9 protein-coding genes are annotated in these 11788 nt (G+C 41.3%); 5 read left to right on the forward strand and 4 right to left on the reverse strand.

Features of this window, described 5'->3' with window-relative positions; genetic code table 11:
* Positions 1-964: efflux RND transporter permease subunit (locus tag VNZ46_RS00600; protein ID WP_325558123.1), on the forward strand; the 964-nt coding region annotated here is incomplete at its 5' end.
* A gap of 87 nt (positions 965-1051) precedes the next feature.
* Positions 1052-3259, forward strand: a complete 2208-nt coding sequence (locus tag VNZ46_RS00605; protein ID WP_349255988.1) for a S46 family peptidase — start codon at positions 1052-1054, stop codon at positions 3257-3259.
* Between the two features lie 59 nt (positions 3260-3318).
* Here VNZ46_RS00605 and VNZ46_RS00610 read toward each other — a convergent pair whose 3' ends face one another.
* The 4 genes from VNZ46_RS00610 to VNZ46_RS00625 are packed head-to-tail and all read right to left on the reverse strand — an operon-like array spanning position 3319 to position 6734.
* Entirely contained in the window at positions 3319-4146 is an 828-nt protein-coding gene (locus tag VNZ46_RS00610; RefSeq protein ID WP_325558125.1) for a class I SAM-dependent methyltransferase, read from the reverse strand.
* 14 nt (positions 4147-4160) lie between these two features.
* On the reverse strand, positions 4161-5141 hold the full coding sequence (locus tag VNZ46_RS00615; RefSeq protein ID WP_325558126.1) for an MlaD family protein: 981 nt from the start codon (positions 5139-5141) through the stop codon (positions 4161-4163).
* 5 nt (positions 5142-5146) lie between these two features.
* Positions 5147-5920: an ABC transporter ATP-binding protein gene (locus VNZ46_RS00620; protein ID WP_199076691.1), complete on the reverse strand. Its 774-nt coding sequence runs from the start codon at positions 5918-5920 to the stop codon at positions 5147-5149.
* Positions 5921-5927: 7 nt separating this feature from the next.
* The gene (locus VNZ46_RS00625; protein ID WP_410479523.1) at positions 5928-6734 is read right to left on the reverse strand and encodes an MlaE family ABC transporter permease; all 807 of its coding nucleotides are present in this window, start codon (positions 6732-6734) and stop codon (positions 5928-5930) included.
* Between the two features lie 232 nt (positions 6735-6966).
* Here VNZ46_RS00625 and VNZ46_RS00630 point away from each other — a divergent pair, with 232 nt between their 5' ends.
* The 3 genes from VNZ46_RS00630 to VNZ46_RS00640 form a co-directional block, all read left to right on the forward strand.
* Positions 6967-7542, forward strand: a complete 576-nt coding sequence (locus VNZ46_RS00630) for an RNA polymerase sigma-70 factor (protein ID WP_325558127.1) — start codon at positions 6967-6969, stop codon at positions 7540-7542.
* A 113-nt stretch (positions 7543-7655) separates the two neighbouring features.
* The gene (locus VNZ46_RS00635) at positions 7656-8816 is read left to right on the forward strand and encodes a FecR family protein (protein WP_325558128.1); all 1161 of its coding nucleotides are present in this window, start codon (positions 7656-7658) and stop codon (positions 8814-8816) included.
* Positions 8817-8962: 146 nt separating this feature from the next.
* Positions 8963-11788 (forward strand): SusC/RagA family TonB-linked outer membrane protein (locus tag VNZ46_RS00640; RefSeq protein WP_325558129.1); only part of this gene is annotated, 2826 nt, incomplete at its 3' end.

Consider the following 11788-nt stretch of genomic DNA (forward strand, 5'->3'; position numbering starts at 1 on the left):
CAACCTGAACCAGGAAAGAATGGCTTTGTATGGTGTGACCACTGCAGATGCCAATGCAGTGATTGAAACGGCTATTGGAGGCAAGGCTGCAACCCAGATCTACGAAGGGGAGCGGAAATTTGACCTTAGGATCCGTTATCCGGAGAGCTTCCGGAATGATGCTGCGGCAATTGGCGATTTAAGAGTACCCACGCTATCCGGGAACAAAGTGCCTTTACGTGAGATCGCAGATATTCGACGAAAGATTGGGCCAAGTATGATCTATCGTGACAAACATAAAAGATATGGAGCCATTAAGTTCTCCGTTAGGGGAAGAGATATGGGCAGTACAATTAAAGAAGCGCAGGAAAAAGTAAACGCAGCCATCAAATTACCTAAAGGCTATTCTATGGAATGGGCAGGTGATTTTGAAAATCAACAGCGGGCAACAGAAAGGCTTACACAAGTAGTGCCGATCAGCATCCTGATCATCTTCTTTATTCTGTTCATTTTATTTGGGACCATTAAAGATTCCTTATTGGTGCTCAATAATGTCCCTTTCGCCATTATCGGAGGGATCTTTGCTCTGATGATCACTGGTATTAACTTTAGTATTTCTTCAGGAATTGGTTTTATTGCCCTGTTTGGAATTTGTGTGCAGAATGGCGTGATCCTCATTACAAAATTCAAAACCAATATCCAGGAAATGCGTCACCATCCGGAATGGACATTTACCGATGCACTAAGATTGGGCGTGGAGAGCCGGATTCGTCCGGTGATCATGACCGCCATGATGGCCGCGATAGGATTGCTTCCAGCGGCCATGTCCGCAGGTATAGGCTCTGAAACCTCTAAGCCATTGGCAACCGTGGTGATCGGTGGTCTGATTTCCGACACTGTATTTAATTTATTCATCTTTCCGATTGTCTTCTACTGGGCTTACCGTAAAAGTGTATCCGGACCAAGTCAAAAGGTGTTGAAATAGATCTTCAGCACAAAATAGTGAAATCCCTGTACAGTGATGCACAGGGATTTTTTTGTTAACTTCGCTGCTTAACTAACAAATAGACTTATTATGAAAAGAACAGCCTATCTGTTGCTGCTGGCAATGTTATTCTCTTTTGCCGGTTCAGTGAAAGCAGATGAAGGGATGTGGATCCCGATGCTTATAGGGAAGAACTATGAGCAAATGAAAAAACAGGGTTTTAAACTCACTGCACAAGATTTGTACAATGCCAACGGATCATCTCTTAAAGATGCTATCGTACATTTCGGTGGCTTTTGTACCGGAGAGATTGTATCAGATAAAGGTCTAATCTTTACGAATCATCATTGCGGTTATGACGCTGTTGCTTCAAACTCTACACCAGAAAACAACATCCTGGATAACGGTTTCTATGCCAAAAATTATGGCGAAGAAAAACCGATCAATGGTCTTTTTGTTCGTTTCCTGAGAAGGATGGAAGATGTGACCGCTAAAGTTAACGAAGCAACAAAAGGGTTGAACGGTGCTGAGAAAGCTGCAAAAATGAATGATGCCTTTACGGCGATTGCAAAAGCGGCGGTAACAGGACCAACGATTGAAGCCAACGTTAAAGATTTTTACAAATCCAACCAGTTCATTCTTTTTGTTTACGAACGCTTTGATGATGTTCGTTTGGTGGGTGCCCCGCCGCAAAGCATTGGTAAATTTGGTGGTGATACAGACAACTGGGAATGGCCGCGTCAAACCGGGGACTTTTCCGTATTCCGTGTCTATGCAGGTAAAGGAAATGTTCCGGCTAAATATGATGTAGCCAATACCCCTTATACGCCAAAAAAATTCTTACCAGTTTCTATCAAGGGTGTTCAGAATGGAGATTTCTCTATTGTGTACGGTTACCCGGGCCGTACCGACAGGTACCTGACTTCTTATGGGGTAGATCTGGCAACAGAAAAGGTAAATCCAACCATTGTTAAGCTTCGCGATATCCGTCTTAAGGCCTGGAAAGAAGAAATGAACAAAAGCGTGGATACCCGTTTAAAATTATCTTCTGAATATGCCAATATTGCTAACTACTGGAAATACTATATCGGACAAACGGAACAACTGAAAAGATTAAAGGTTTCTGATTCCAAAAGAAGAGAAGAAAAAACTTTTACAGAATGGGCGGCTCAGAAAACCGAATTTGCAGGTTTAATGGAACAGTACGACCAGATCTATAAAATGCTGGAACCGATTGCTGTGCAGAGAACTTATATCAACGAAGGCTTCCTGGCCTCCGCTTTCGTACCCAACACCATTAGTTTGGGCAATGCACTGATTGCGATGCAGCAAAAGAAAGATGATGCAGCTTATGTACAGCAGCTACAGGGTCGATTGGGGAAAGCAGTGGAGAAATATAGCTCTACCTATAACGAGACTGCAGATAAAAAGATCCTGGCTAAAATCCTGGCTTCTTTCTATGCCGATGTACCTGTAAAATCACAGCCTAAATTCTACGCAGCGATCGCAGAGAAATACTGGACAGGAAATCCGGAAACTACTTTTGAGAAGTTTGCAAATTATCTGTGGGAGAACAGTAACTTCATCAAGCCTGAGAAACTGGCCGCATTTATTGCTTCCAATCCTTCTGCTGATGCGGTGAAGAATGATCCGGCTTATGCTTATGCAGTGAACCTGATTCCGGCAGACTATGTGAAGAATAATTTTGGTTCTGTTGTGTCTGATTTTGAAAGTAAAAAAGCAGAACTGGACCATTTATATTTAAAAGCCATCCTGGAAAAGAATAAGGATAAACTGATGTACCCTGATGCCAATTCTACGATGCGTTTGTCTTATGGCAACGTGCAGAATTATTCACCTAAAGATGGAATGACCTATAATACGACTACAACAATAGAAGGTATTATGCAGAAATACATCCCTGGTGACAGTGAGTTTGATCTGCCGGCTTCTTTAATTGAAAACTACAATAAGAAGAATTTTGGACAGTATGGAAACGACGGAACATTAACGGTTGGTTTCATTACCAATAATGACATTACCGGTGGTAACTCCGGATCTCCTGTGATCAATGGTAACGGAGAGTTGATCGGTCTTGCTTTTGACGGAAACTGGGAAGCCATGAGTGGGGACATCGCTTTCGACAAAAAGTTCAAACGCACCATTTGTGTAGATGTACGTTACGTGTTATGGTGTATCGACGTGTTGGGTGGTGCTAAAAACATCATCAACGAACTGGATATCAGAAAAGACGCACCTAAAGCTGCAGTAAAAGCTCCAGGCAAGAAAAAGTAATCAGATCATAAACATAAAAAAAGTAGGTTGTCCAATTGGACAACCTGCTTTTTTTATGTTTAATTTTTTCTTCCTGCTATCATCATATGCGGACTCATGGATAGGATGGAGGGGTCACGTTCGGTCATCTTCAATAAAGCCATTATAGCCTCCTTTTTAGCAGGTGTGGACCGCGTTTCAAAATACTTACTGTCCAGCCAGATCATTCCTTCCACCGCCATCATGTCAAGTGCTGTGAAGCCACCCGTTTCAAATTCATTCTTCAGTTCTTCCGGTTTATGAAAATAAGCCTCAGGCAATAAACCTGGCCAGTTCTGGGGCGGATTGTGAATGCCTGTTTGTAATTCCTTTTTGCACATTTCATAAAAACTGGTCTCATGGATCATGCCATTAAGTAAGCCAGCAATCGTAGATGCGGTATAATTAATGGCGAAACCAAGTACGGTACCGCCAGGTTTTAAGACCCTTAAAGCCTCTTTTACAGAAATAATCCGGTCCTGTTTAGACTGTAAATGGTATAAAGGACCATGTAAGATCACTACATCAGCAGTACCTGAAGGAATATCCAGGTTTCTGGATTCCCCAAGCAGACACTGAAAAGGTTTTTTTAATTTGGACGCCCTGAGCTTGGCTTGTTTAATGTGCTTGGCTACCGGATCTATCAAATATACCATATGGCCCAACTGGGCAAGCCATTCCGCATAAATTCCAGGACCACCGCCGACATCTATAATAGTATCCTTTCCGGATGTACTCAAATAACGTCCAATCAACTCTGTGTTTCTCTCGTACTCCAGCGGGCCTAAACCAAGACTTAACCGGTTCTCTTCAGAAGTTTTAGCGTAAAACTGATCAATGTCTTTACTGATCAAATCGGATGATGCCATATTCAGACGAATTTTTAATTGCTCTGCTTAGCGGCCTCTTTAGCTCTCTTCTTAAAGAAACCTCTAAACAAGAAATTACTTTGCAAAGCTTCCAGATCTTCATCCAGTTTTTTACTGCTGGTTTCCAGGTTCAGCATAATTGATTTTACCTGGTCAGCTGTTTTAGGATCGTTCAGCAATAAACCTACAGCATTGTCTTTCTGGTTCAATTTACCAGATGCTGTATTGAGGTTTTCTGTCATCACTGCTGCAGATTTTGCTGTCTTTTGTAACTCATTTACAGAAGCCTGTATTTTAGCAAATACCGCTGTATCGGTCAGTAATTTATCCGCCAGACCACCTTTTGTGTTCATTTTTTTAGAAAACTGATCCAGTTGTGCCGACATCCGGTGTGCAGATTCAGTAGTTGTTTTCAGGTTCTCTACGATAGCTTTAAAATTGGCGGCGATCTGCTGGTCAGTTAATAAAGCACCTGCAGTCCCTTTTCCTTCCACCAGTCCTTTGGATAATTCTTTAAAATTGGAAGTGATCTCTACCAGGTTCTTATTATTAACCTGGAAGGTTTTCATAATATCATCTGTAGAAAGGGTTGTATTTACCCTTAACTTGTCTCCATCTTCAACAAATGGGAATTTAGGACTGCCACCGGTAATCACAATGATCTTATTTCCAATTAATCCATCTGAACTAATACTCGCAGCCGCGTCTTTATGGATATATTTATGCGCTTCTTCTTCAATATTTACAAACACCTGTACCTGAGAAGTACCATAAAATTGAATCTTTTTAATAGTACCAATTTTTACTCCTGAGAACCATACATTGTTTCCTGTTTTAAGTCCCTGGATATCATCAAAAACCACATTTAAGGTAATGCTCTTGATAAAAGCCTTTTTTTGACTGCCCAGTGTAAAAACTCCGACAATAAAGATCAGTAATCCGATGATCAGGAAAAGCCCAACTGTTATTTGTCGCCGATTGTCCGTTAATTGCATATGTTTTATTGTATAAAATTATATTCATAAAAAGGTTTTACCCTTTCATCGTTTGTATTAAACACTTCCTCAAAAGTTCCCTGACGTTCAAATTTACCATCCAGTAGCATAGCCACCCTGTTGCCTACAGTTTTTGCGCAGGTCAGGTCATGGGTAATCACAATAGAGCTGGTGTGGTACCGTTCCTGAACTTCATTGATCAGTTTATTGATCTCGATGCAAGTAATAGGGTCAAGTCCCGCAGTCGGTTCATCATAGAGCATGATCTCTGGTTGCAGGATCAGTGTTCTGGCAATACCAATTCTTTTTCTCTGTCCGCCTGAAAGTTCTGAAGGCATTTGGTTAATGGTCTGCAATAAGCCTACTGCATCTAAAACACTTTCCACAGATTTGTTAATCTCTGCCTTGCCCAGATTTTTTCTGTTCCTTACCAATGGAAACTCCAGGTTTTGCCGTACTGTCATACTGTCGTAAAGCGCACTGTTTTGAAAAGAAAAACCCACTTTTAAACGTAATGCTAAAAGTTCTTTATAAGAAATCTCATCTACTATATTGTTCAATACACTTACCCGGCCCGCGTCCGGGGTGAGTAATCCGATGATGATCTTAATCAAAACGGATTTACCTGTACCAGATTTACCAAGTACCACTAAATTTTCTCTTCTATATAAATCGAGGTCCACACCTTTAAGTACGTGGAAATTACCAAAAGATTTATTCAATCCCCTGATCTCAATTACTTTTTCCTGCTCGAAGTTTGTAGAGGGTTTCTGCTCCATAAAATGATCAGGTTCTAAATAAACTGAAAAACTGTACCGATACCACTTCTTCTATAAAAATGAGGAACATTGCAATTACAACGGCAGAATTTGCAGCTTTACCCACGCCTTCGGTTCCTTTTGAAGAATTATAACCCTGGTAACAGCCAACCATGCCAATCGTAAAGCCAAAAAGTATGGCTTTTATGGTTGAAGCGGTAATATCCAGAAATGTAATCTGCTCTAAAGAAGCTTGAAAAAAGGCTTTGGCACTGGTACCTTCACTCATCGAAACATTGAGCAGAGCGCCCAGCATACCAACAAGCGCTGTATAAAAAGTGAGGATAGGAATGGTAATCGTTGCTGCAAGTACACGTGTGGAAACCAGGAACTTAAAAGGATTGGTCGCTGAAACCTCCATCGCATCAATCTGTTCTGTAACGCGCATGGAGCCCAGTTCTGCACCAATACTAGAGCCCACTTTACCCGCGGCGATCAGACCGGTCAGTAGGGGAGCCAGTGTCCTGAGTAAAGCAATTCCAACCAGCGAAGGGAGCCAGGAAGTTGCACCAAATTCGGATAGAGAAGGCCTGGATTGCTTGGTAAACACCACACCTGTGATAAAACCGGTGGTAGAGATCAGTAATGCGGAGCGGTATCCAATCTCATAGCATTGTCTCAGCAGTTCTTTCCCTTCATAAGGAGGCAGAAAACCTTCCTTGAAAAAACGCATGATAAACCTGTTTACTTCATATACGGTCAGAAACATCCTGGCAAATTTGCCTGGCGTTTTAACCTCTTCATTCAACGCGGGGGAATTTTCAGTGCTCTCCATTAAGAGAAATAGTATATTTTGTTAGTACGATATAAACCAATTGTTGTTATCAAACCTTGAGCCAAAGTTAATAATAGCTGTGAAGTTCTCACTAAATAATTGAATTTACTGTAAAACAGTAAAAGATGTTATAGTTTCCTAAATCGTTTGCGCTAAATTATTTCATTTTTAAACTAAAATATCATTAGTTTTAATCCTGAATGATCAGTAACCATCTGAAATTTTGAGACCTATGCCAGGACTTCAAAGCCTTAATGATGAAGAATTAGTTGTACTCCTGAAAGAAGGTAATGAGGCCGCGTATACCTTGATATTTGATCGTTATTATGGTTTACTCTTTGCGCATGCCATAAAAATGTTGCAAAATGAAGACGAGGCCAAAGATGTAGTCCAGGAACTTTTTGAAGTTTTATGGACTAAACGACATGATTTGATCCTGAAGGGAAGTTTGTCCTCTTATTTATATGCTTCCATAAGAAACAGAATTTTAAACCGTATTTCTCATAAAAAAGTAGAGTGTAAGTACCTGGAATCCCTTGGTATGTTCATAGGACAGGAAAATGAGCACACCGATTATTATGTAAGGGAACGTGAACTCAAGCGTATCATAGAGGCTGAAATTGATGCTTTGCCATTGAAAATGCAGCAAATATTTAAGCTGAGCCGGGGGGAATATCTCTCCCATAAGGAAATTGCATCCAGATTACAGATTTCTGAGCTCACCGTAAAAACTCAAGTGAAAAGAGCTTTGAAGATTCTTAAACCCAGACTTGGGTTCATCTTGTTTTTTCTGACTTTGCTCAAATGATGAGCATTCTTAGGTCAATATAATTTTTTTTAATTTCTTGTACCCCCTGTACCCCCACCTCACTGTCTTATAGCTAAACCCTCTTTATAGAGGTCAAACCAAATATTAAACCTATGCAACAGGATCCTAAGCTATTGTTGAAAAAATATATGGATGGGGAATGTTCGGAAGAAGAGAAAGCACTTGTTGAAAGCTGGTATCAGGAACTGAACAACATCAATGCGCATCATAGCTTGAGTAACCATCCAAACAAGAATTTGGTTGAGCAGACTAAAAAAGAGGTTTGGAGCGCACTCTCCTTACATAAAAACAAAAATAACGGAACCTTTTTATGGTTAAAAGTAACCAGTGCTGCAGTAGTCCTGATTGCGCTCTCCGTTTATCTTTTTCTTTATCGTCCACATCAAAAGATTAGCCCGACCCGGCAAGTCGTGAAGGTCAGTGATATTGCACCAGGTGGTAATAAAGCGTTCCTGACTTTAGCTAATGGAAAAAAAATATCACTTACAGATGCAGCCAATGGAGAATTGGTTAAAGAGGCCGGCCTGGTGATTCAGAAAAAAGCAGATGGTCAACTTATCTATACTGCGGGAAACTCTGCCAGTTCTGCTTCAGGTAGCCAGTATAACGTTATCGAGACTCCAAGAGGCGGAAAATATCAGATCAATTTGCCTGATGGTACCAGGGTTTGGTTAAATTCAGGCTCTGCTTTGAAATATCCACTGAATTTTGCCGGTCATTTTAGACAGGTTGAGTTGAAGGGAGAAGGGTATTTCGAAGTCGCAAAAGACAAGACCAAACCTTTTTTAGTTAAAACAGCACTGCAGGAAGTAGAAGTTCTGGGTACACATTTTAACATCAGCAGTTATACCGACGAGGCCGTTGTTAAAACAACCCTGCTGGAAGGCTCTGTGAAAGTAAAAGCCATCCCCGGTGATTCAAAGGTAAGTGCACAGGAAATCTTGAAGCCCGGACAGCAAAGCCAGCTCAGGTCAAACCAGATCAAAGTTGGGCCAGCTGATCTGGAGTCTGTAATGGCCTGGAAAAATGGAGACTTTGTTTTTGAAGGCGATGACCTGAAAAGCATTATGAGGCAATTGTCAAGATGGTATGATGTAGAAGTTATCTATCAGGGGAACTTCGAAAATCTACGTTTTGGAGGTTATGTATCCCGGTCAAAAAATATCTCTTCCGTACTGAACATTATGGCTTCTACAGGTAAAGTCCATTTTGAGATCAGCGATAAGAAAATTATAGTAACCAATAATAAATAAGCATGAAAACGAGCATCCATATAAAAGCACCCTAGACGAAGAAAAGCCAGGAAAAAACCGGAAGTGCTTCGAACCACCCCCGGCTAAGATCATTGGGCTTACCCTCCAACAGTTAATTTTTCGTTTAAACCCAACTAACCAAATGTATGAACTTTTACAAACAATCGGTATGTAAGCCACCAGGCTTTGTACACAAATTTCTGTTGATCATGAATTCTGCTTTTCGTAGAATCAACGAGACAGATAAAAATAAGCTCATTATGCGAGTTAAATACACCATAATTTTATTGACCACAGTCTTTTTGCAATTTGCACAGGCCGGCAAAGCCCAGCGCATCACCATTTCGAAAAAAAATGCCAACCTTGAACAGGTGTTCAAGGAAATCCGGAAACAAAGTGGGTATGATTTTTTTTACGATCTGGATGACATTAAAAAAGCAAAAAATGTTGATCTTTTTGTACATAATGAATCACTGGAAGAAGTTTTAAAGCACTGTTTCGAAAATCAGCCTTTCACTTTTACCATAAAAGACAAAGCCGTTATCATAAAGGAAAGTCCTCAGATCCAGGTGAAACCGAATCCTGTGCAGAAAGTAGAACTGAAAGGCAGGGTTACAGATGAAAAAGGTGGCCCCTTGCCAGGAGTAAGTGTAAAACTGAAAGGCAGCAGTATTGGAGCGATGACAGATACCAACGGGAATTATGCATTATCGCTGCCAGACGGAGCCGGCGTACTGCTGTTCAGCTTTATTGGATATGTACCACAAGAGGTTCCTGTGAATGGAAAAACTATTGTTAATGTTGTGCTGAAAGAAGAAAATAAGGCACTTACCGAAGTCGTTGTAGTAGGGTATGGTACTCAAAAGAAAGTGAATCTTACCGGTGCCGTGGCTTCTGTTACAGGTTCAGAACTTACCACCAGACAGGCGCCCAATACCACCTCTTTGCTGCAAGGCAGAATGCCGGGAGTACAGGTGGTACAGAATTCGGGACAACCAGGCGCAGAAAATGCAGGCATACAGATTCGTGGTCAGGGTACTTTCAGTGGTGCAGGTAACGATCCGCTGATCCTGATCGACGGGGTAGAAGGAAGTCTGAATAATGTAAATCCTAATCAAATTGAGAGTGTTTCTGTACTTAAAGATGCCGCTTCAGCAGCCATTTATGGATCAAGAGCAGCCAATGGGGTAATTCTCGTAACCACTAAATCCGGTAAGGCAGGACGATTGAATATTGATTACAGTTATAATTTCGGCAGCCAGCGGGCAACTTCAATGTATGACAGGATCACCAATTCTGTAGAATTTATGGAACTGCTCAATAAGGCTATTGCTTACACCGGTACCAATGCAAACCAAACCTATAGCCAGGCACAGATTGATGCTTATCGCCAGGGTGCTATAAGCAATCCTGCACAATACCCAAGCTACGACTGGATGGATGCCATCTTTCGTACAGCCCCTATGCAGCAGCATTTTCTAAGCGTAAATGGTGGAAAGGAAGGAACTACCTACAATTTTGGTGCAGGCTATCTGGACCAGGATGGTATCCTTATTGCCACAGGTTATAAAAGATACGATGCTCAGTTTAATTTTAAAACCAGCCTGAACAAGAAAGTAACCTTTGGAACCAATATTGCCTTTTCCAAGGGCAACAGGAACGAAACAGCTTTAAACAATAATTTCGATGGAAACTCTACCGAAGATCAGATATTAAGTGCACTGGCTGCCCACCCAACTTATGCCCCTACTTTACCTGATGGAAGTGGCCGGTATTCTGCGAAGGCCTATATATTTGAAGGTGGAAATAAGAACCCTATAGCCACAGCCGAGCATGGGGGCCGTTATATCAATAACTATTACACACTGGCTTCTGCATTTCTGGATGTAGATATTCTTCCCGGACTAAAAGGAGAAGTCAAAGGTGCGGTCAAATATAACGACAAGCAAACCAAGGTGCACGTGGTTGGTATACCAGGCTACATGTTTCTTCCGGATGATAAAGGACAATATGCCTATAATACACAATGGAATGGAACAGTGGGAGAAAACAACCTGACTGTACGGAGTGAAAAAGATGTTCAATATACCATTTTCGGAACCTTAAACTATACCAAAACCTTTGCGGAAAACCATAATTTCAGTGCTTTGCTGGGGGTAAGTCAGGAAACGTTCAGATACGACCGTTTGCAAGGATTTAAAAGAAATGCGCCTTCAGATGACATCACAGAATTAGGTGCTTATTCTCCAGGTGGTCAGCTTACGGATGGCTTTGCTTATGAGTGGGCTTTACAATCTGTTTTTGGAAGGGTAAACTACAACTACAAGGAGAAGTACCTGCTGGAAGGAAATTTTCGTTATGACGGTTCTTCACGTTTCCCGGATGGCAATAAATGGGGATTCTTTCCTTCGGCCTCAGCCGGATGGAGGATTTCACAGGAAGACTTTATGAAATCCGTGAAATGGGTGAACAGCTTGAAAGCCAGATTGTCCTGGGGCCAGGTAGGTAACCAAAATGTCAACCGTAGTCTGAGTGGAGAGCAAATGCCTTATCCTTATCAGGAAGTGTTAAATCCGGTTTTATATAATATTGGAGGTTCTCTTCAGCAAGGTGTTACTCAGACCGACCTGATCAATAGAAACATTACCTGGGAAACGACTACAGTAACCGATTTTGGTGTTGATTTCAGTTTGTTCAATTCGAAGATCTCGGGTTCCGTAGACTGGTATTCCAAATACACCAAAAACATCCTCAGAGCATTGCAGGTCCCTGACTTTATTGGGATTGCCGGACCAACAGTGAATATGGGTGAAATGAAGAATACAGGTTTGGAATTCTCTCTGGGTTATGAAAACAGAGACCATAACTTTCATTACAAAGTACAAGGAAATTTCGAGACCTATAAAAATAAAGTCATGAAATTCGGTGCCAGGGAGATTGACAGCAGTAATGGTTATATCCGTCAGGAAGGT

It is taken from the genome of Pedobacter sp. (assembly GCF_035566355.1).
Classification (GTDB): Bacteria; Bacteroidota; Bacteroidia; order Sphingobacteriales; family Sphingobacteriaceae; genus Pedobacter.

Excerpts from the sequence above, each read along its gene's own strand:
- VNZ46_RS00625 (WP_410479523.1), bottom strand. The coding sequence starts at position 6,734 with ATGGAGAGCACTGAAAATTCCCCCGCGTTGAATGAAGAGGTTAAAACG.
- VNZ46_RS00615 (WP_325558126.1), bottom strand. The coding sequence starts at position 5,141 with ATGCAATTAACGGACAATCGGCGACAAATAACAGTTGGGCTTTTCCTG.
- VNZ46_RS00610 (WP_325558125.1), bottom strand. The coding sequence starts at position 4,146 with ATGGCATCATCCGATTTGATCAGTAAAGACATTGATCAGTTTTACGCT.
- VNZ46_RS00635 (WP_325558128.1), top strand. The coding sequence starts at position 7,656 with ATGCAACAGGATCCTAAGCTATTGTTGAAAAAATATATGGATGGGGAA.
- VNZ46_RS00620 (WP_199076691.1), bottom strand. The coding sequence starts at position 5,920 with ATGGAGCAGAAACCCTCTACAAACTTCGAGCAGGAAAAAGTAATTGAG.
- VNZ46_RS00630 (WP_325558127.1), top strand. The coding sequence starts at position 6,967 with ATGCCAGGACTTCAAAGCCTTAATGATGAAGAATTAGTTGTACTCCTG.